General features: G+C 40.1%; 18 protein-coding genes. 10 read left to right on the top strand and 8 right to left on the bottom strand.

Annotation, left to right across the window (positions count from 1 at the left end):
* Positions 1-336: 336 nt before the first annotated feature.
* Positions 337-3,060 carry a preprotein translocase subunit SecA gene (gene secA, locus NQ782_RS13865; protein ID WP_057093889.1) on the top strand — a complete coding sequence of 908 codons (2,724 nt, stop codon included), beginning with the start codon at positions 337-339 and terminating at the stop codon, positions 3,058-3,060.
* Positions 3,061-3,190: 130 nt separating this feature from the next.
* Complete coding sequence (locus NQ782_RS13870; RefSeq protein ID WP_000757175.1) at positions 3,191-3,634, top strand: hypothetical protein; 444 nt, start codon at positions 3,191-3,193, stop codon at positions 3,632-3,634.
* 66 nt (positions 3,635-3,700) lie between these two features.
* Here NQ782_RS13870 and NQ782_RS13875 read toward each other — a convergent pair whose 3' ends face one another.
* Positions 3,701-5,011 carry an MFS transporter gene (locus NQ782_RS13875; RefSeq protein ID WP_000446412.1) on the bottom strand — a complete coding sequence of 437 codons (1,311 nt, stop codon included), beginning with the start codon at positions 5,009-5,011 and terminating at the stop codon, positions 3,701-3,703.
* Positions 5,012-5,145: 134 nt separating this feature from the next.
* Positions 5,146-5,787: a hemolysin III family protein gene (locus NQ782_RS13880; RefSeq protein ID WP_001984806.1), complete on the bottom strand. Its 642-nt coding sequence runs from the start codon at positions 5,785-5,787 to the stop codon at positions 5,146-5,148.
* A 126-nt stretch (positions 5,788-5,913) separates the two neighbouring features.
* On the opposite strand from NQ782_RS13880, the gene NQ782_RS13885 reads away from it, so the two are divergent.
* Both NQ782_RS13885 and NQ782_RS13890 read left to right on the top strand, forming a co-directional pair.
* Positions 5,914-7,125: an SAM-dependent methyltransferase gene (locus tag NQ782_RS13885; protein ID WP_086231157.1), complete on the top strand. Its 1,212-nt coding sequence runs from the start codon at positions 5,914-5,916 to the stop codon at positions 7,123-7,125.
* Positions 7,126-7,137: 12 nt separating this feature from the next.
* Positions 7,138-7,557: a GNAT family N-acetyltransferase gene (locus tag NQ782_RS13890; RefSeq protein ID WP_000278740.1), complete on the top strand. Its 420-nt coding sequence runs from the start codon at positions 7,138-7,140 to the stop codon at positions 7,555-7,557.
* A gap of 29 nt (positions 7,558-7,586) precedes the next feature.
* Here the strand turns inward: NQ782_RS13890 and NQ782_RS13895 are convergent, their stop codons facing one another.
* From NQ782_RS13895 to NQ782_RS13915, 5 genes are all read right to left on the bottom strand, one after another.
* Positions 7,587-8,447 carry a patatin family protein gene (locus tag NQ782_RS13895; RefSeq protein ID WP_000129263.1) on the bottom strand — a complete coding sequence of 287 codons (861 nt, stop codon included), beginning with the start codon at positions 8,445-8,447 and terminating at the stop codon, positions 7,587-7,589.
* 15 nt (positions 8,448-8,462) lie between these two features.
* Entirely contained in the window at positions 8,463-8,717 is a 255-nt protein-coding gene (locus tag NQ782_RS13900; RefSeq protein ID WP_032044159.1) for a hypothetical protein, read from the bottom strand.
* Between the two features lie 164 nt (positions 8,718-8,881).
* Positions 8,882-11,017, bottom strand: a complete 2,136-nt coding sequence (locus tag NQ782_RS13905; RefSeq protein WP_057093885.1) for a 3-hydroxyacyl-CoA dehydrogenase NAD-binding domain-containing protein — start codon at positions 11,015-11,017, stop codon at positions 8,882-8,884.
* A 20-nt stretch (positions 11,018-11,037) separates the two neighbouring features.
* Positions 11,038-12,243, bottom strand: a complete 1,206-nt coding sequence (locus tag NQ782_RS13910; RefSeq protein WP_001287646.1) for an acetyl-CoA C-acetyltransferase — start codon at positions 12,241-12,243, stop codon at positions 11,038-11,040.
* Between the two features lie 171 nt (positions 12,244-12,414).
* Complete coding sequence (locus NQ782_RS13915; protein WP_000085721.1) at positions 12,415-13,425, bottom strand: AraC family transcriptional regulator; 1,011 nt, start codon at positions 13,423-13,425, stop codon at positions 12,415-12,417.
* A gap of 211 nt (positions 13,426-13,636) precedes the next feature.
* Here NQ782_RS13915 and NQ782_RS13920 point away from each other — a divergent pair, with 211 nt between their 5' ends.
* From NQ782_RS13920 to NQ782_RS13945, 6 genes are all read left to right on the top strand, one after another.
* A complete protein-coding gene (locus tag NQ782_RS13920; protein WP_000205326.1) occupies positions 13,637-14,755 on the top strand; it encodes a CaiB/BaiF CoA-transferase family protein in 1,119 nt (372 codons plus the stop codon).
* Between the two features lie 155 nt (positions 14,756-14,910).
* Complete coding sequence (locus NQ782_RS13925) at positions 14,911-16,143, top strand: carbohydrate porin (protein WP_002001352.1); 1,233 nt, start codon at positions 14,911-14,913, stop codon at positions 16,141-16,143.
* Between the two features lie 173 nt (positions 16,144-16,316).
* On the top strand, positions 16,317-18,722 hold the full coding sequence (locus tag NQ782_RS13930) for a glucose/quinate/shikimate family membrane-bound PQQ-dependent dehydrogenase (RefSeq protein ID WP_057093883.1): 2,406 nt from the start codon (positions 16,317-16,319) through the stop codon (positions 18,720-18,722).
* 166 nt (positions 18,723-18,888) lie between these two features.
* Positions 18,889-20,532 carry a nitrite/sulfite reductase gene (locus NQ782_RS13935; RefSeq protein ID WP_000281761.1) on the top strand — a complete coding sequence of 548 codons (1,644 nt, stop codon included), beginning with the start codon at positions 18,889-18,891 and terminating at the stop codon, positions 20,530-20,532.
* Positions 20,525-21,010, top strand: a complete 486-nt coding sequence (locus tag NQ782_RS13940; RefSeq protein WP_000935247.1) for a DUF934 domain-containing protein — start codon at positions 20,525-20,527, stop codon at positions 21,008-21,010. The genes NQ782_RS13935 and NQ782_RS13940 overlap by 8 nt, the downstream gene beginning before the upstream one ends.
* 82 nt (positions 21,011-21,092) lie before the next feature.
* Positions 21,093-21,446: a multidrug efflux SMR transporter gene (locus NQ782_RS13945; RefSeq protein WP_033851874.1), complete on the top strand. Its 354-nt coding sequence runs from the start codon at positions 21,093-21,095 to the stop codon at positions 21,444-21,446.
* Positions 21,447-21,488: 42 nt separating this feature from the next.
* Here the strand turns inward: NQ782_RS13945 and NQ782_RS13950 are convergent, their stop codons facing one another.
* Positions 21,489-21,932, bottom strand: coding sequence for a VOC family protein (locus tag NQ782_RS13950; protein ID WP_001176580.1), 444 nt, complete (start codon positions 21,930-21,932; stop codon positions 21,489-21,491).
* Positions 21,933-21,993: the final 61 nt, after the last annotated feature.

Genomic DNA, 21,993 nt, shown 5'->3' on the forward strand with positions numbered 1-21,993 from the left:
TTATTGTTTTTATATTTTATTATGAACTTTTTATATAAGTGTAAATATATATGACCAAAACATATGAATTTATGGGCTGAATCAATGTAACTTTAAGATAAATTTGCTAAATTAGATTTCTCGGAAGTTGTGCTCAATAGATGAGCATTAATGTCGAGTTTTTAGGTGCCAGATGCTTTAAAGGGGCTTAGAAAATGGGTAAAACCATTTGTCTAATGATCAGATTTTTTTTATGGGTTTTGTGCAAACCCCTTGTACTTCAAATTTCTGACACCATAATAAACGACTGAGAAAAAATTTATTCATTTGACCAAGCAAGATTTAGAGAGTTTATCCATGTTGGCAAGTCTGATCGGAGGTATCTTCGGTACAAAAAATGAGCGTGAACTCAAACGCATGCGCAAAATTGTTGAGCAAATCAATGCGCTCGAGCCGACGATATCAGCTTTAAGCGATGCAGACTTATCTGCAAAAACTCCAGAATTCAAACAACGTTATAACAATGGCGAAAGTTTAGATAAGTTACTCCCTGAGGCGTTTGCAGTTTGTCGTGAGGCAGCAAAACGTGTAATGGGCATGCGCCACTACGATGTCCAGTTAATTGGTGGTATTACCTTACATGAAGGCAAAATTGCCGAAATGCGTACCGGTGAAGGTAAAACCCTTATGGGTACTTTAGCGTGTTACTTAAATGCATTAAGTGGTGAAGGCGTTCATGTCATTACTGTAAACGATTATTTGGCACAACGTGATGCTGAGTTAAACCGCCCTTTATTTGAATTTTTAGGTCTAAGCATTGGTACAATTTATTCAATGCAAGAACCAGCAGAAAAAGCAGCTGCTTATCTAGCTGATATTACCTATGGTACCAATAACGAATTTGGTTTTGACTACTTGCGTGACAACATGGTGTTTTCTTTAGCAGAAAAGAAACAACGTGGTTTGCACTATGCCATTATCGATGAAGTCGACTCAATCTTGATTGATGAGGCGCGTACGCCATTAATTATTTCTGGTCAAAGTGAAGATTCTTCACACCTCTATACTGCCATCAATACTATTCCACCAAAATTACGCCCGCAAAAAGAAGAAAAAGTTGCCGATGGCGGACATTTCTGGATTGATGAAAAGCAGCGTTCAGTTGAAATGACTGAAATTGGTTATGAAACTGTAGAACAAGAACTTATTCAAATGGGTTTGTTAGCGGAAGGCGAAAGCTTATATTCAGCTACAAATCTAAACCTCGTTCACCATGTTTCTGCGGCTATTCGTGCGCACTTCCTATTCCAACGCGACGTTCACTATATTATTCATGACGGTGAAGTCGTTATTGTTGATGAGCATACTGGCCGTACCATGCCGGGCCGTCGTTGGTCAGAAGGCTTACACCAAGCAGTTGAAGCGAAAGAAGGTTTGGCTATTCAACCTGAAAACCAGACTTTAGCAACAACTACTTTCCAGAACTATTTCCGTCTTTATAAAAAGCTTTCAGGTATGACAGGTACTGCCGATACTGAAGCTGCTGAAATGAAAGAAATTTATGGCCTGGACGTCGTTATTATTCCGACACACCGACCTATGATTCGTAATGACCAGAACGATTTAATCTATTTAAACCGTAATGGTAAATATAACGCGATTATTCAAGAAATTATGAATATTCGTCAGCAGGGTGTTGCACCGATTCTTATTGGTACGGCAACGATTGAAGCCAGTGAAATTCTATCGTCTAAATTGAAGCAAGCTGGTATTCATCATGAAGTTTTGAACGCAAAACAACATGAGCGTGAAGCAGATATTATTGCTCAGGCAGGTAGCCCGAATGCAGTAACAATCGCAACAAACATGGCCGGTCGTGGTACAGATATTATCCTTGGGGGTAACTGGAAAGCGAAACTTGCCAAACTTGAAAATCCTACCTCTGAAGATGAAGCGCGTCTAAAAGCGCAATGGGAACAGGACCATGAAGATGTATTGCAAGCAGGTGGCTTGCACATTATTGGTTCTGAACGCCATGAATCACGCCGTATTGACAACCAGTTACGTGGTCGTGCGGGCCGTCAGGGTGACCCTGGTGTTTCTCGTTTCTATTTATCTCTTGAAGATGACCTCATGCGTATTTTCGCAGGTGACCGTGTCGTTGCCATGATGCGTGCAATGGGGCTTAAAGAAGATGAAGCGATTGAACACAAAATGGTAAGCCGTTCTATCGAAAATGCGCAGCGTAAAGTTGAAGCACGTAACTTCGATATTCGTAAAAACTTACTTAAATATGACGATGTGAATAATGAACAACGTAAGATCATTTATTCACAACGCGACGAAATCTTAGCTGAAAATACTTTACAAGAATACGTTGAAGAAATGCATCGTGAAGTAATGCAGGCGATGATTGCTAACTTTATTCCACCAGAGTCAATTCATGACCAATGGGATGTGGAAGGTTTAGAAAATGCCTTACGTATTGATTTGGGTATTGAGCTACCAGTTCAAGAATGGCTAGAACAAGATCGACGTCTTGATGAAGAAGGTTTGGTTGAACGCATCAGTGATGAAGTGATTGCGCGTTATCGTCAGCGCCGTGCACAAATGGGTGATGAATCGGCAGCAATGCTTGAGCGTCATTTCGTTTTAAATTCTCTTGATCGTCATTGGAAAGATCATTTGGCTGCAATGGATTATTTACGTCAAGGTATCCACTTACGTGGCTATGCGCAAAAAAATCCTGAGCAGGAATATAAAAAAGAAGCATTTAACTTGTTCGTGAACATGCTGGGTGTAATTAAAACTGATGTTGTAACTGATCTGTCTCGCGTACATATCCCAACACCAGAAGAGCTTGCAGAAATGGAAGCTCAACAGCAGCAACAAGCAGAAGCAATGAAGCTTTCTTTTGAACATGATGATGTGGATGGATTAACAGGTGAAGTGACCGCTTCTCAAGAAGCACTTAATGATTCGGCTACTGAACAACAAACGTTCCCTGTACCTGAAAGTCGTAATGCTCCATGTCCATGTGGTTCTGGTTTGAAATATAAACAGTGTCACGGCAAAATTTAATTTGTGTTATAAAAAAAGCAGAACGTTTGTTCTGCTTTTTTTTCGTTTGTAGTAAGCCTGTGAATAATGTTTGCAGTTTTAAGCATTAAATGCTATTTACTTCTCATCCAGAGTGTATGTTGGAAAGACAATGAAAAAAGTATTACAACCTTTATTTTTAACTGTTCTTGCTGTGCCAAGTTTTGTTTTCGCAGCAGAAACAGCTTCAGCCCCTCAAACCACAACGGTTGATAAAGTACTTGCGGCAAAAGGCCCAACTTCGGCTCAGGCTGTAGTGAAACAAGAAAATACGACGGTGATTAGCCCTCGTACAGGTATTCGTTACACATTGGGTAATACGGGTAATCGCCCAATCATTTTACAAACTGCTGCGATCGCTCCAGCAAACTCTGCAAATATTAACCGTATTGTTGCAAGTAACCCAGCTCTATCTCCAAAGAGCCAAGAAAAAGCAAAAGTTGCATTAATTGGTGAAGCTGCTGTTGCTGGTGCGGCAGCAGTTGCAGCGAATAATGTAACTGCCCCAGCTGTACCAAACAGTGTTACACCTGCAAATCCTGCATCATTGAACTAAGTTCTATATATAAAAAAGCCGGTCAATTTTGAACCGGCTTTTTTATATCAGGGTGTTTGAAAATATTTAAATCTGATTATTTACATCTACATTTTTTGTTTCGCGTATTAATAAAAACGCGATTAATGATAAAAGTGATGCTGCTGTAAGATAATAACCAACTGCATATAAACCATATGTTTCAGCAAGTTTAGTTGCAATAAGTGGTGCAAAAGAAGCACCAAAAATACCAGCCAAGTTAAACGTTAAAGCTGAACCCGTATAACGTACTGAGGTTGGGAAAATTTCTGAAAGGACAGTACCAATTGGACCATAGGTCAAGCCCATAATTGATAAGCCAGTACACAAGAACAAAAATACAATGAGTGTGTTTCCAGACTCTAACATACTAGAGAAAAACAGTCCGAAAATTGCAGCAGCAATACATACACCAATAGAAGTAGCTTTACGGCCAAATTTTTCTGCAAAAATGGCAGAAAGAGGGATAAAGGCTGCAAAGCAAAGGGTTGCAAACAGTTGAAGTTCTAAGAACTCACCACGCGCATAGCCTAGTTTGGTTGTTCCCCAGTTAAGTGCGAATACTGTAGTTAAATAAAACACAACGAAGGTACAGATTGCTGCAATTGTACCGAGAATAAGTTTGCCCGTGTGTTTTGTCACCACTTCTTTAAATGGAATATTAACTTCTTTTTGCTTATCTAAAACCTTCTGGAAAGCAGGGGTCTCATGAAGTTTTAAACGAATGTATAAGCCAACAATAACCAAGACAGCACTTGCAATAAAAGGAATACGCCAGCCCCATTGCATGAATGCTTGCTCAGGAATAGCAGCACTTAGAAGTAAAAAAGAACCAGTTGCTAAAATAAAACCGATAGGTGCGCCAAGTTGAGGGAACATGCCATACCATGCACGTTTGCCTTCAGGCGCATTTTCTGTAGCAAGTAAAACAGCACCACTCCATTCACCACCTAAGCCTAAGCCTTGTCCTAAACGACATAAGGCGAGCAATAAAGGCGCGACAATTCCAATCTGAGCATAGGTTGGTAATAAGCCAATACATACGGTTGAGATACCCATAGTGAGCAATGCTGCCACCAATGTTGCTTTACGACCTATACGATCTCCTAAATGCCCAAATAGTGCTGCACCGATAGGACGGGCAATAAAGGCGATTGCAAAAGTTGCAAGTGATTGTAAGACTGCGGCACTACCACTACTGGCAGGGAAAAATAGGTGTGGAAAAATGATAACGGCAGCAGTTGCATAGATATAAAAGTCGAAGAACTCAATGGTTGTACCGACTAAACTTGCAAACAAAACCCGTGTTTTCGAATTGGTGGCTACTACAGGAGCAGCAGTCGCAGAGGTTGACTCCATATAAGTCCTTATATCAGTTAAAATTTATTTTTAATTTACTATTCTCTTTAAAGGCATATTTTTCTTAAAAGAATAGCGTGAAAGAACATCATCCATGACTCTTTCAGGATCACTGAATATGAGTGAAAAATGGACTAAACAACGTACCAATAGATAGCAAGAAAGTGTGCACCTGCACCTAAAAGCACAAAAATATGCCATATCGCATGGGTATATCTTACCTTTTTTAACGCGTAAAACAATGCTCCAACGGTGTAAGCTAAACCTCCAGTAATCAATAACATCAAAGTATCTTTGCTTAAATAGGTTCGCATATCATCCATTACAAAAACGGCAAGCCAACCCATAAGAACATAAGCAAGTAGCGAAATTTTCTGAAAACGGTGAATAAAAACTAACTTGAAAAGTGTACCAATTGCAGCAATGCTCCAGAGAGCAATAAGTAAAATATGAGCTTTTTGTGTAGGTATAGCAATGCTTAAGAACGGGGTATATGTTCCAGCAATTAAATAATAAATAGCCGTGTGATCGAGTTTTTTATACCAGTAACGTAAATTTTGTGTTTGTGCAAAATGATAGAGAGTCGAACTAGTAAACACGAGAATTAAGCTAAAAGCATATACCCATAAACCTATCCACTGGGCAGTGGAAAGATAAGATCCTTTTATAATTAAAAAGACAGAGGCAATTACTGCCATAACCACACCAGCGCCATGGCTGTAGGCATTAAAAAGTTCTTCTTTTGGGTCGTAGGTTTCTAACACCGATTTACTCATAAGTTTATTTTTTGATTAAAAATACAAATGTATAGAAATACAAAACAGTCGTAAAGTTATTTTATTTTTAATCCTATACCCTTTAAACTTTCACTTTATATGAGTCACCATTTTTTAGGTATATCAGTGTCGGTTTTCTCCTTTGAGCAAGAACAGCAATTCTTTCATGAAATCAAACAAATGCTTGATCAGCAGACTTTCGAGCGTTTGATTTTGAGCCAATATAAAGGAGAGTTGACACAGCTGGAAAAAATTACTTTCCGTGTTGTGGAGCTACATGGAAAAAAACAACTTTCCGCGCTATATCATCATACCACCCAAGATGTGACTAAAAATTACTCATTCGAAGATGGCTTAGAACAGATTGCAGCACTGATTACGCAATGCAAACAAGCGAATTTATTTTCAACGCATCAAGAAATCCAGCTTAAAAAAAATAAGAAAAAAGCCATGCTTAATATGGGTAAAAAACACAGCGTGACTACCGCTCCAACTGTACAAGCACATGATCGTGAGAAACAGCGTTATGTACAGCAGGGTAGTGCATTTTTAAAAGAGCTTGGCATTACCGATGAGAAAGCTCAAATCATTCCAAGCATGGCTCGTAAATGGAAGCAGATTAATAAATTTATCGAAATTTTTGCGAGTGCATACGAACAAATTGATGCTGAGCAAAAAGAGTTAAATATTGTTGATTTTGGTTCAGGAAAAGGTTATTTAACTTTTGCTTTGTATGATTATTTACAAGAACAACAAAAGGTTCCGCTCATTACGGGTGTAGAGCTGCGCCGTAACTTAGTGGAGTTTTGCCAGAACGTTGCAGAAAAACTACATTTTAATCATTTAGACTTTTTTGAAGGTGACGTTCGTAGTTATCAGCCGGAAAAGCTGGACGTTATGATTGCTTTACATGCTTGTGATATTGCGACTGACTTTGCTATCCATACTGGAATTCGCTTAAATGCTTCGATGATTATGTGCGCGCCATGCTGTCACAAAGAGTTGCGTCCACAACTACATAGTCCTGAAGTTTTACAACCCATGCTACAGTTTGGTATTCATGCGGGACAACAAGCCGAGATGTTGACCGATACCTTACGTGCGTTACTTTTAAAAGCATATGGTTATGAAACTAAAGTTTTTGAGTTTGTATCGCTTGAACACACCAGCAAAAATAAAATGATTTTGGCGACTAAACGCAAAAACGTGACACAACCTGATGCCAAGATTATGGCTCAAATTCAAGCATTGAAAGAAATATATGGTATTAAAAAACAGACTTTGGAATTGTTATTACAAGACCAGTTGCCGATCGAAAATATTGGCTGCAAATGCTAGGAAGGTGAGTGGATGTATAAAGTTATAGCGGGTAGTTGGACGCAGTTTGAGGAAGCTGCAAAATACATCCGTGAACAAGTCTTTATTCAAGAGCAAGGCATTGCACCCGAAGATGAGTGGGATGATTTCGACAGCACAGCTGTGCACTTTATGGTGTATGACAAAGAGCAGCCTATCGCTACAGCACGTTTGTTGCCACAGCATAGCGTAGGGCGTGTTGCTGTTTTAATGCTTTATCGAAAGCAGGGTATAGGTAAAATTCTAATGCAGCATATTATTGAATATGCGCGCCAACATAAATTGCCTTATTTAAAGCTTTCCGCGCAAACCTATGTGACGGCTTTTTACGAAGCTTTAGGTTTCAAAGTGCAGGGTGAAGTGTACCAAGACTGTGGTATTCCACATATTGATATGACTTTAGCGTTAAGTTGAGATTCCTTTTTAGAAATCTCAACTTTGAACTACTTCATCGCATTCCAGTTTTCGATGGCTTGTAAGCCTGTTTCCAAACCAACTTCATAACTGTAACGAAGCTTTTTCGGATTTGTCGTTAAACGCCCTGCCATATTTTTAAGAGGCGGTGGACATACCTCTAAAATTTGCTGTTCTGGGTTACTGCTACGAACAAATTCAACTGAAGCATTATAACGGGCACAGCGGTTACGCAAACTATTTGCAAAACCATAATGGTGTTTAAAAGCATATTTCGCAAGGAATTGGTCGCCTCGGCTACTGGCTTTAAAATAGTTCTTCGGACGAGTACGTAAAACTAATAGCTTTTTGACACCACTTTGCTGAGCCGCCCAGCGAACGGGTAGAGCATCTGCAACGCCGCCATCAAAGTAGGGTTCACCCATAATATCGACGGGATGACGAGTTAAAACCGGAATTGAGCTAGAAGCACGCAGTGCATTTAGCAAATTATCTTTACCAGCACGAAGATACTCAGCATGACCAGTTTTAGCATGCGTCAATACCATATAAAAATCTGGATTTTTGGCAAAAAGGCTCTGTTGATCGAGAGGATGTTCTTGCTCGCCAATTTCCCACATCCATTTTAAATCGAGTAAATCACCACCTTTAAAGAAGCGTTTGTAATCGATAAATTCAGGACGTAGTGAATGATCAATATAGAAGGTTAAGGTGCGACCCTGTTGGCCTGCCAGGTAGTTAGCTACATTGGTCGAACCAGAAGATACGCCCACATATAAATCAAAAGGGTTGAACCGTTGTTGTAGAAAAGCATCAAGTACACCACTGGTAAAGGCACCACGCATGCCTCCACCTTCTACAACCAGTGCATTGCGAGAAAAATCTGTCATTTGAAAAATATCTGATTACTGATGTGAATGCTGATGTTCTTGCATGTCCATTTCAGACATATTGTCATGCTGAGTTTGCTGATCTGTTGATTTCTCAGCTTTTTGCTGCATTTCATGCTGTTGAGCTTTGCGCTGTGCTCCTGGCATATAGTCAGGCTCATTACTCATTGCTAAATAGAAAAAGCCAAGGAAGATCGCACTTAAAACACCGACGATTAGAACAAATTTCCAGCCTAAAATTGCTGATTCGGAAGAATTTTTATCGGACATAAGGATATCTCGAATGTGCTGTAGAAGCACTGAAATGAAGTCTATTTATAGCATATTTAGGTATAAGGCTGAAATCTTAAAGGGCATAAAGAAAAACCCATATAAATAAAATATATTTATATGGGTAAGGTTTATGCAATTTTTAAATATTCAAGAGCTCTAACTTATTGAATATTTTGCTTCTGCTCAGCTTTAGTTTTTAGTAACGTTGGGGGCGTGAAGCGCTCACCATATTTGGCAGCCAACTCTTCGGCACGTTTTTGTGCTTTATCAATCCCATATTGATTTAAGAATTGAATTGCTCCTCCCGTCCACGGAGCATAACCAATTCCAAAAATAGAACCGACATTGGCATCAATCACTGACTCTAATACCCCTTCTTCATAACAACGTAAGGTATCTAAGGCTTGTACAAACAAAATACGGTCAATCATATCTTGCTCAGAAATATCATGATCTTTTTGCCAACGTTTTAAGCCTTCCCATAGGTGCTTTTTACCATTTTCAGGATAATCATAAAAACCTGCGCCAGCAGCTTTACCTTTACGGTTTAATTCATGAATCATGGTATGAATCACTTCATCTACCGGTGTTTTCGGTAACTCTTTGCCTTCAGCTTGTAGTGCCTTACGCGTTTCACTTGCAACATGCTCCGTTAAAGTTAAAGACACTTCATCTTGAATCGCAAGTGGTCCTACCGGCATGCCAGCTTTCAGTGCTGCCATTTCAATACGCGCTGGATGGACGCCTTCTGCAAGTAAGCGCATACCTTCTTGAATAAAAGTACCAAACACACGACTGGTAAAGAAGCCACGGCTATCATTGACAACGATTGGCGTTTTTCCAATTTGCTGTACAAAGTCGTAGGCTTTAGCAAGTGTCTCTGCGGAGGTATTTTTACCTTTAATAATCTCAACCAACTGCATTTTGTCGACAGGGCTAAAGAAATGCAGACCGATAAATGCTTTATCATTCTTGCTTGCTTGCGCTAAACCTGTAATCGGTAGGGTGGATGTATTTGATGCCATTACACCATTAGGCGCTAAGTATTGTTCAGCTTCTTGAGTGACTTTCGCTTTGAGCTCTTGGTTTTCAAATACGGCTTCAATAATCAGGTCACAACCTTGTAAGTCTTCAGCAGAAGCTGTAGCCGTAATGAGCGATAAAATCTGATCACGTTTTTCTGCCGTCATGCGGCCTTGTGAAACACGTTTATCTAAGAGCTTTTGTGAATATGCTTTGCCTTTTTCAGCATTTTCAACAGATACATCTTTAAGGATAACAGGAATGCCTTTAATTGCAGTGGCGTAGGCAATACCGGCACCCATCATGCCCGCACCCAACACGCCCACTTTAGTGGCTTGCCATTTTGCAATATCAGCAGGACGGCTAGCACCAGACTTAATTGCATTTAGGCCATGCCAGAAAGTGCCAATCATATTTTTAGAAATTTGGCCTGTTGCTAGTTGAGTAAAGTAGCGAGACTCGATGCGCAAGGCGGTATCGACATCAACTTGAGCACCTTCAACTGCGGCAGCCATAATCGCTTCAGGAGCAGGGTAGCAGCCTTTAGTTTTATCTTTTAACATGGCTGGTGCAATCGCAAGAACTTGTGCAACTGCCGGAGTTTTTGGATCGCCACCCGGAATTTTATAACCCTTCACATCAAAAGGCTGTTGAGATTTTGGATTGGCTTTGATCCAAGCAATCGCTTTATCTAAAAGTTCTTGTTCATTTTCAGCTGTGTCATGAATTAAGCCTAAAGATTTTGCTTTATCGACACCGAACTGCTTACCTTCCATTAAAAATGGGAATGCATTTTGAAGACCAAGCAGACGGACCATACGTACAATACCACCGCCGCCCGGTAGTAAACCTAAGGTAACTTCTGGTAGGCCAAATTTGCTTTTCGGGTCATTGATTGCAATACGGTGATGGCAACTTAATGCGATTTCCCATCCTCCGCCCAGTGCCGTGCCATTTAATGCTGCAACAACTGGAACTCCTAGTGTTTCAATCGTTCTTAGATGACCTTTTAACTTCTCAACCATATTGAAAAAGTCAGTTGCATGCTCAGGTTGAACTTGAATCAGTTCATCTAAATCACCACCAGCAAAGAAAGTTTTTTTTGCTGAGCGAAAAATAACACCTGAAAGTTCTGTTTCTGCTTTAAGTTTCTGGGTGACCTCATCAAGCGAGTCACGAAATTCTGCATTCATGGTATTTGCAGACTGACCAGTTGAATCAAGTGTCAAGATGACAATATTGTCGGCATTTTTTTCGTATTGAATTGCACTCATCTTTATATATCCCTAAATTTTTATACACGTTCAATAATGGTGGCAATACCCATACCACCGCCGACACAGAGCGTTGCTAAACCGCGTTTTTTATTTTGACGTTCAAGCTCATCAAGTAATGTACCCAAAATCATGGCACCGGTTGCTCCTAAGGGATGGCCTAAAGCAATCGCACCGCCATTTACGTTGACTTTTTCAGCAGGCACATTGAGCTCATTAATAAAACGCATCACGACAGCTGCAAATGCTTCGTTGACTTCAAATAGGTCAATATCATCAATTGTTAAACCAGCTTTTTCCAAAGCTTTGCGTGCGGCAGGGGCAGGGCCAGTCAGCATAATGGTTGGATCAGTACCGACTAATGCAGTCGCCAAAACTTTAGCGCGTGGTTTTAAGTTTTGTTCTTTCACTGCTTTTTCTGAAGCCAGTAAAACAAGAGCTGCTCCATCGACAATACCTGATGAGTTACCAGCATGATGAACATGATTTACTTTTTGTGCTTCTGGATATTTTTGCAGGGCAACAGCATCAAAGCCCATTTGCCCCATCATTTCAAAACTTGGGTTGAGCTTTGCTAACCCTTCAAGTGTGGTATTGCCTTTAATAAATTCATCTTTTTCTAAAATCACAACACCTGCGTGATCTTTGACTGGCACAACTGATTGATCGAAATAACCATTTGCTTGAGCTGCCGCTGCTTTTTGTTGTGACTTTACGGCAAAATTATCAACATCTTCTCGGCTATAGCCATCTAAGGTTGCAATGAGGTCAGCGCCGACACCTTGTGGAACAAAAGATGATTTAAGGTTGGTTTCCGGATCTAGCGCCCACGGTCCGCCATCAGAACCCATTGGGATACGTGACATTGATTCAACGCCACCAGCAACCACTAAATCTTCCCAACCAGAACGAACTTTCATGGCTGCCATGTTGACCGCTTCTAAACCTGAAGCACAAAAGCGGTTAATTTGCACACCTGCAACATCATCATTCCAGCCCGCTGCAATCGCTGCTGTTTTGGCAATATCACCGCCCTGATCACCAATTGGTGTCACGCAGCCCAGAACAATATCATCTACTTTAGATGTATCGAGTTGATGGCGTTGCTGTAATTCGTTTAATAGAGTGGTGAGTAATGTGATTGGTTTTACTTCGTAAAGAGAGCCGTCTTTTTTTCCTTTTCCGCGTGGTGTGCGAATGGCGTCAATAATATAAGCCTCGCTCATAACAGTTCCTTTTTTTATTACTTAAACTTTGTCGTGTTTTTGAGTGTACTGTTTTTAAGAGGGAGTGCAATGACGATAAGCGCACCAGTCAGGTGATGATTTTTGCCAATGGCGATACAAAAAAGCCCAAGTTGAACTTGGGCTAAATGTGAAACTAAAGAGATTTAAGAATTAATGGTAACCATGGAGCTGGCGATATAGACCGGGAGTAACACCAGTCCACTTTTTAAATGCACGGTGGAATGTACTGGTTTCACTAAAACCAACTTGCTGAGCAACATCTTCAAGTGTTAATTCAGGATTGAGTAATAAATGAATCGCAGCATCTCGGCGTAAAGCGTCTTTCACGCCCTGATAGCTTTTACCTTCGGCAGCTAGGCGGCGGCGTAAAGTTTGTGGAGATAAATACAACATTGATGCAACGTCATTGAGCGTTGGCATTTCTTCACCAATTTGGCTTTTGAGTACTTCACGAATACGTGAAGTCAACGAATTGGTATTTTTGAATTTTACTAAAAGCTGAGCAGGGGCTGCTTTTAAGAATTCTTCTAATGTTTTTTCATCTTGACGAATTGGCAAATCAAGATAATCAGCCGCAAAGGTTATTTCGGTACGCGGTGCGTCAAATTGCATAACCGGCGCAAAGAATAAAGCGTCATATTCATCTGCATGTGCAGGACGTGGATAGCTAAAATGAACACGTTCTAATGGTAAGCGACGTTCAATCAGCCATGATGCCAATCCATGCCAGATCATGAGCATACTTTCAGTAATGAAATGATCCGGATCTAATGTTTTTGGAATGAGAGGTACTAAACGTGCTTCGTGTTTGTCACGCTCCAGCGTTACTGACCATTCATCACCAAATAATTTGTAAAATTGAGATGAAAGTTCAAGGGCTTGGCCCAAGGTTTTTGCATGAATAATCAACTGACACATAATGGCAAAAGTGCCCAAACGACGCGGTTGTACATCGAAACCAACGTGTTCGTCTTGTGTGACCATCCATAACATTTTTATAAAACGGGTATATTGTTCTGGTGAGATTCGAGCTTTAGGTTGACGTAATAGTTCCGCTTCGATACCCACATGTGAAAGTAACGTCTCGACATCCATGCCAAGGCGCTTTACGCCTGTCAAAGCCGCATTCACGAAGTGGATGCTAATCGTATCGCGACTCATATTGAATCCTTCAGTCTCTTTGATGTTCACTTTAAATTGACCTAAATGACCGTCTAAAAAAATAAATTGGCGATTTACAACAGTGTAAAAGCACTTTTTACATGTTAAATTGCCGAAATGATCAAGGTAAATGGCTGAACATGACATTGTTTTAGAATATTTGCTTAACTAATATAAAAGAAAATTCGAATAATAGTGGTTAAAAAAAACGATGACGACTGCATTAAATGGACTTAAAGTTCTCGATTTCTCGACGCTCTTACCTGGACCTTTCGCCACAATGTATTTAGCCGATATGGGGGCAGAAGTCATCCATATTGAATCTCCATCACGTCCAGATCTCATTCGGATTATGCCGCCCTATGCAAATGGACAGGCGACTGCGCATAGTTATCTAAATCGAAATAAGCAGTCGATTGTTCTCGACTTAAAAGATGCTGCAAGTATTGATCTGATTAAAGCCAAGATTTCTGAGTTTGATATTGTGATTGAGCAGTTTCGGCCAGATGTCATGCGCCGTTTAGGGCTGGACTATGCCACCCTTGCAGAAATTAACCCGCGTTTAATTTATTGTTCAATTACAGGTTATGGCCAAACTGGAAGTTATAAAGACAGGGCTGGGCACGACATTAATTATTTAGCTTTAGCTGGTATTGCTGGGTATAGTGGCCGACAAGATAGCGGTCCGCCACCGCTTGGTATTCAGGTTGCCGATATTGCTGGTGGTTCATTACATGCAGTCATTGCGATCTTGGCTGCTGTAGTTGAACGCAGCCGTAGCGGTATAGGTCAATATATTGATATTTCCATGACGGATTGTGTTGCAAGTCTAAATAGTATGGCAGCTTCAGCCACGCTTGCCGCACAAGTTGAACAGGCTCCCGAGCAGGGGATGCTCAATGGGGGGATTTTCTATGACTATTATATGACGCAAGATGGCCGTTATCTTTCTATCGGTAGCCTTGAACCACAATTTATGGCAGGTTTGTCTGCAGCACTAGATTTACCTGTATTATTACAAAAAGGTGCATCATTAGATGTGCAAGATCGACAGGAAGTTAAGCAAGCCATTCAAGAAAAAATTAAAGCCAAAACATTTAAAGAATGGCATGAAATTTTTGCAAATCTCGATGTTTGTGTGGAACCCGTATTGAGTTTAAGTGAGGCTTTAAATTCACCGTTAGCACAACAACGTGGATGGATTGTGAATGTTCCTTTGCAAAATAATACGCCAGATACAGAACCACAAATTGCATGCCCAATTAAGTTTTCACGTTCGCAAATGCGATATTCCTTTGTAGGTCAAAAACTTGGCGAAGGGCAGTGGTGAGGTTAAGGGGCTATTTCTTATACAGTATGTATTGAAATTATTATCTGAATAATCAATTGATTAACATTTTGAATAATTTCTTTACATAAAATTAGCGTAACCTTTATAAACAAAGACATAAAAGGTTCGTAAACATGAAAACGCATAAATCTTTGATGGTTTCCTGTTTATCCGTTTTATCAATTACTCTTTTTGTTCAGCATGCACAAGCTGCTGCTGCATTTGACCCAAATGGTTCTTGGATGTTGGGTGATTGGAACGGGCAACGTACAGCGTTGCAAGCACAAGGTTATGATTTTTCTTTTGGATATACCGGTGAATATGCCGGTATTTTAGATTCCAAACAAACATCTACACACGGTAGTGCTTATACAGGGCAACTTGCTTTAGGTTCTCATTTGGACCTAGGTAAAATTTTAGGGTGGCAAGATACAGAAGCTCAAATCACATTAACTTATCGTGATGGGCAATCGCTTTCTGAACATTCTCCAGCATTGGCTGGGCACCAAAGTTCTGTTCAAGAAGTGTGGGGCCGTGAACAAACTTGGCGTTTAACAGATTTATGGATCAAGAAAAAATTCCTTGATCAGAAGTTAGATGTTAAAGTGGGCCGTTTTGGTGAGGGTGAAGACTTTAATAGTTTTGACTGTGATTTCCAGAACTTGGCACTTTGTGGTTCACAAGTGGGTAACTGGGTAGGCGATCAGTGGTATAACTGGCCAGTTAGCCAATGGGCAATGCGTGTCAAATATAACTTGCAACCTGATTTATATACACAAGTGGGTGTATATGAATATAACCCTGAAAACTTGGAACGTGGCAAAGGCTTCAACCTAAGTACAGATGGTTCTCACGGTGCAATTATTCCAGCAGAAGTAGTTTGGTCACCTAAATTAGGTGTGCAAAGCATGCCTGGTGAATACCGTTTAGGTTATTACTATAGTACTGCCGATGCCAAAGAAATTGCAGATTCAACTAAAACATCTCATAAGCAAGGTGTTTGGGTAACTGCAAAACAGAAATTATTCCAGCCAGCTGATCAAACTGACCGTGGTTTAACAGGGTTTGTGAACCTGACTTTCCACGATTCAGATACCAACAAAGTTGATAACATGCAAAATATAGGCTTAGTCTATAAAGGTTTGCTCAATCAACGTCCTCAAGATGAGTTGGCACTTGGTGTTGCTCGTATCCATATCAATGATGATTGGAACGATGTTCAAGCCAAAGAATACGACACCGAATATAATACCGAGCTTTACTATGGTATTCATGCCACTAACTGGCTAACTATTCGTCCAAATGTGCAATATGTTCGTCATGTTGGTGCATTAAAAAATGGTGATAACACTTGGGTAGGCGGTATTAAGTTCTCAACTGCATTCTAAGTAATTATTCCGAAAACGGATTGTCGAGGGCTAAATCATTGATTGAAGTATCCTGACCTTCCGTTTTTTTCTTTATGCCTGAATTTTGTTTTAGACGTATTGGTGATGTCATTTTTCTATAAGTTTTTTGGCACATCTTTCCGATAAAAATGATGATTGATAAGAGGTGGTTTATGAATCAACCTTCTTCAAGATCAGGTTTAACGACTTTTACCGTAATTATTATTGGGTTATTGGCGTTATTCCTGCTAATTGGAGGTATTTGGCTCGCTACACTAGGCGGTTCAATTTACTATATTGTAGCTGGAGTCTTACTTCTCATTGTTGCATGGCAACTCTACAAGCGCGCTTCTGCTGCTTTGTGGGTTTATGCCGCATTAATGCTAGGTACTATTATCTGGAGTGTCTGGGAAGTTGGAACAGACTTTTGGGCGCTTGCACCACGTTTAGATATTTTAGGTATTCTTGGTTTATGGTTATTGGTTCCGGCTGTAACTCGTGGAATCAACAACCTTGGATCAAGTAAAGTTGCCTTATCTTCAACTTTAGCAATTGCAATCGTGTTGATGGTTTATTCTATCTTCAATGATCCGCAAGAAATTAATGGTGAAATCAAGACACCTCAACCAGAAACTGCTCAAGCCGTTCCGGGCGTTGCAGAGAGCGACTGGCCTGCTTATGGTCGTACTCAAGCTGGTGAACGTTATTCTCCATTGAAACAGATTAATGACCAGAACGTAAAAGATCTGAAAGTTGCTTGGACATTCCGTACTGGTGATTTCAAAACAGATAATGACTCTGGCGAAACAACCAATCAGGTTACACCAATTAAAATTGGTAATAACATGTTTATCTGTACGGCTCACCAGCAATTAATTGCGATTGACCCAGCTACAGGTAAAGAAAAATGGCGTTTTGATCCGAAGCTTAAAACGGATAAATCGTTCCAGCATTTAACTTGTCGTGGTGTAATGTATTACGATGCAAACAACACAACTGAATTTGCGACAAGCTTACAAACTAAAAAGTCGACTTCAACTCAATGTCCACGTAAAGTCTTTGTTCCAGTCAATGATGGACGTTTAGTTGCTGTAAATGCTGACACAGGTAAAGCATGTACTGACTTTGGTCAAAATGGTGAAGTGAATTTACAAGAATTCATGCCATATGCTTATCCAGGTGGTTATAACCCAACATCTCCAGGTGTTGTTACTGGTTCAACAGTGGTTATTGCCGGTTCGGTTACCGACAACTATTCAAATAAAGAGCCATCAGGTGTTATCCGTGGATATGACGTAAACACTGGTAAGCTTCTTTGGGTATTTGATACTGGTGCAGCAGATCCAAATGCAATGCCAGGTGAAGGTACAACCTTTGTTCATAACTCACCAAATGCTTGGGCACCTTTAGCATACGATGCCAAACTTGATATCGTTTATGTTCCAACAGGTGTAGGTACTCCAGATATCTGGGGTGGTGACCGTACCGAGTTGAAAGAACGTTATGCGAACTCTATGTTAGCGATTAACGCTTCAACAGGTAAATTGATTTGGAACTTCCAGACAACCCATCACGATTTATGGGATATGGACGTACCGTCACAACCATCTTTGGCAGATATTAAAGATAAATCTGGTAAAACTGTTCCAGCAATTTATGTCTTGACCAAAACAGGTAATGCCTTTGTTCTTGATCGTCGTAATGGTCAGCCAATTGTTCCTGCAACTGAGAAACCAGTTCCACAAACAGTTAAACGCGGACCACAGACTAAAGGTGAGCATTATTCAAAAACTCAGCCATTCTCTGATTTGAACTTGGCACCACAAGATAAATTAACTGATAAAGACATGTGGGGTGCCACTATGCTTGATCAGCTTATGTGTCGTGTGTCTTTCAAACGCCTCAATTACGATGGTATTTATACGCCACCATCTGAAAACGGTACTTTAGTTTTCCCTGGTAACTTAGGTGTTTTTGAATGGGGCGGTATGTCAGTTAACCCTGACCGTCAAGTTGCTGTAATGAACCCGATTGGTCTGCCATTCGTGAGTCGTTTAATTCCTGCTGATCCAAACCGTGCGCAAACTGCAAAAGGTGCGGGAACTGAGCAGGGTGTACAGCCAATGTATGGCGTACCTTATGGTGTTGAAATCAGCGCATTCTTATCTCCACTTGGTTTACCTTGTAAACAACCTGCTTGGGGATATGTTGCTGGCGTAGATTTGAAAACTCATGAAGTCGTTTGGAAAAAACGTATTGGTACAATTCGTGACAGTTTACCGAACTTGTTCCAGTTACCAGCTGTAAAAATTGGTGTTCCTGGTTTAGGTGGTTCTATTTCTACTGCAGGTAATGTCATGTTTGTTGGTGCAACTCAAGATAACTACATCCGTGCGTTTAACGTAACGAATGGTGAGAAACTTTGGGAAGCGCGTTTACCAGCAGGTGGACAAGCAACACCAATGACTTATGAAATTAATGGTAAACAATATGTTGTAATTATGGCCGGTGGTCATGGTTCATTTGGTACAAAAATGGGCGACTATTTAGTGGCTTATGCATTACCAGATAACAAATAAAAGTTTGCTATCAAAAAAGCCCGGATTTATCTGGGCTTTTTTTATGTCAATTTAGATTAAAGCTTATCAATAAAACCGTTATTAAATATGCAAAAAAAGCATTTTATTGATGAATAAAAGCTCGCTATGCTATCCGCCTTAATAATGAATCTACTAGCCATACGCCATGTATTTATATACCGATTTCGATCAGCAGCTGATTAATCAACGAGTTGCTCAGTTCCGCGATCAGACAGAGCGCTATTTAGCGGGCAAACTTTCTGAAGATGAATACCGCCCATTACGTTTGCAAAATGGTTTATATGTGCAACGTTATGCACCAATGCTACGTATTGCTGTGCCGTATGGCTTAATGAACTCAAAACAATTACGTAAAATTGCTGAAGTATCAACTCAATATGACCGTGGCTATGCACACGTATCTACGCGTCAAAATATTCAGCTAAACTGGCCTGCACTTGAAGATGTGCCAGAAATTTTAGCTGAACTCGCAACTGTACAAATGCATGCCATTCAAACCAGTGGTAACTGTATTCGTAACACGACTACTGACCAGTATGCAGGTGTAGTTGCTGGTGAAATTGCTGATCCACGCCCAACATGTGAATTGATTCGTCAGTGGAGTACATTCCACCCGGAATTTGCATTCTTACCACGTAAATTTAAAATTGCCGTTTCTGCACTTGAAGAAAAAGACCGTGCAGCAACAGCATTCCACGATATTGGTGTGTATATCGTGCGTAATGACGCAGGCGAGATGGGCTACAAAATCATGGTGGGTGGTGGTTTAGGCCGTACTCCGATTATTGGTAGTGTCATTCGTGAGTTTTTACCACGTGAAGATTTAATTGCTTATTTAGAGGCAGTTTTACGTGTTTATAACTTACATGGCCGTCGTGATAATAAATATAAAGCGCGTATCAAAATCTTGGTTAAAGCATTAACGCCTGAAGTATTTGCACAGAAAGTTGAAGCTGAATTTGAACACACACGTGAAACATTAAAAATTCAGCCAGAAATCTTGAAAAAATTAGATGAAGAGTTCACTCCGTTTGATTATCAAGATTTAGAAGATGAAGACTTTACAGCTTTATTTGCTGAGCATCCAAAATTCAAACAATGGTTCAATATCAATACGCATGCACATAAAGTAAAAGGCTATCGTATTGTTACGATTTCTTTAAAACGTGCAGGCATCGCACCGGGCGATATGACCACTGAAGAAATGAACTTCATTGCAGATCTCGCTGATAAATATACGTTTGGTGAACTTCGTACGACTCACGAACAAAACATTGCTTTAGCAGATGTACCTCAAAAAGATTTGTTCGATGTATGGCAAGCGCTTGAACAACACAACATGGCTCGTGCGCATATCGGCTTTATTACCGATATTATTAGCTGCCCGGGTGGTGATTTCTGTTCACTTGCAAATGCGAAATCAATTCCTATTGCTGAAGCGATTACACGCCGTTTTGAAGATTTAGATAAAGTTTATGATCTTGGTCATTTAGACTTAAATATTTCTGGCTGTATGAATGCTTGTGGCCACCACCATGTGGGGAACATCGGTATTTTAGGTGTAGATAAAAAAGGCGCTGAGTTCTATCAAATTACATTAGGTGGTAATTCAGACCATGATGCTTCAATTGGTGACATCTTAGGACCATCATTTGCAGCAGAAGCCGTGCCTGATGTCATTGAAGAAGTATTAAATACGTATCTTGATTTACGTACTGAAGGTGAGCGTTTCGTTGATACATATCGCCGTGTAGGAATTCAACCATTTAAGGAGCGTGCATATGCTTAATACAGCTCTACCTGTGCTTTATAAAGATGGCACGATTGCAGATAATACTTATCAAATCATTGCTGAAGATGGTGTGATTCCTCAAGGTGACGTTGTTTTAACAACAGCACAGCTCGATCAACTGGCTAACATTCAAGGTAAAAAAGCTTTGTATGTGACTGTGAACGATTCACCAGAAGATCATACATTCCCACTTAGTGAACTTGATGCAATTTTTATCGAGTTCGCAGGTTTCGGAGATGGGCGAGGTTATTCATTCGCTGCATTATTACGTCGCCAAGGTTTCCAAGGTGAACTACGTGCAACAGGTGATGTATTTAAGGATGTCTTAAACTATTTAAAACGTTCAGGTTTTGATAGTTTTGTCATTAAAGAAGGTAAAGATGTGCAAGAAGCTGCTGCTGGTTTGCAAGACTTTACTCATCCTTATCAAGCTTCAACAGCTGTGCCAAAAGCAAGTTATCAAACTGGTGCTTAAATAGCTTCTAAGTGAAAAGGCTGAACTCAGGTTCAGCTTTTTTTATAAATAATTTTTTAAATAAATGAATTGAAGAATAAAAATGTTCGCTTTAATTTCAAAAATAAATCCTGGTGCTTGGTGGTTAATATTCGCTATTATGACGGATGTACTTTCAACCTTTTATTCGGCTAAAGGCAATGGATTAGTTAATAAAACTGCTCAGGGGATTGCTCTAATTTTGTATATTATCTCTTTTGCGTGCGCTGCTATTGCTTTGAAATATATGCAAGCTGGAATTTTATATGTGTTGTGGTCTGGGGTGGGGGTATTGGCGACCGCTTTTCTCGCAAAGATTTTTCTTGGGCAGAACATTGATGTAGCAGGATGGATTGGGATTGGTTTTATTACAGTCGGCTTAATGATTATTGCGCAATACTCTAATATCGATGTCTAAAGCCCTTATAGAAATACTGAGATCTCTATAAGGGCTAAAGATTTAAGTATCTAACTGGCAGTTAACCATCCACTTGACACCAAATTGATCAGTAAAAGCACCGTATAAAGCGCCCCAGAACGTTTTTTCTAGTGGCATTTCAATTTTGCCATTTACAGATAAGGCATCAAAAAGTTGCTTTGCCTTTTCTTGCTCATCTTTTTCAAGGTTAATTGCAATGTAATGATTATTGCCCTGAGTAAATACACTATTTGGTGTACAGAATTGATCGATGACATCTGATGCCATGAGTACAGTGTATTCGTTAATCGGCAGGGAAACATGAAGCACTAAATTTTTTTGAGCTTCCGATAACGTGACACCGTCATGAGGCGGCATATCGCTATAGCGGCTCAGCATGGCAAATTCACCGCCGAATACTGATTTATAAAAATTAAAAGCTTGCTCTGCCTGGCCTTGAAAATTGAGATAGTGATTGAGTTGCATTGTTATTGTCCATTGTTGTTTTCATTTAGAAGAATAAGTTAAAACGGAAAAGAGATTTTGT

Origin of the sequence: Acinetobacter sp. BD54, from assembly GCF_044778325.1 — a bacterium.
GTDB lineage: Bacteria > Pseudomonadota > Gammaproteobacteria > Pseudomonadales > Moraxellaceae > Acinetobacter > Acinetobacter baumannii.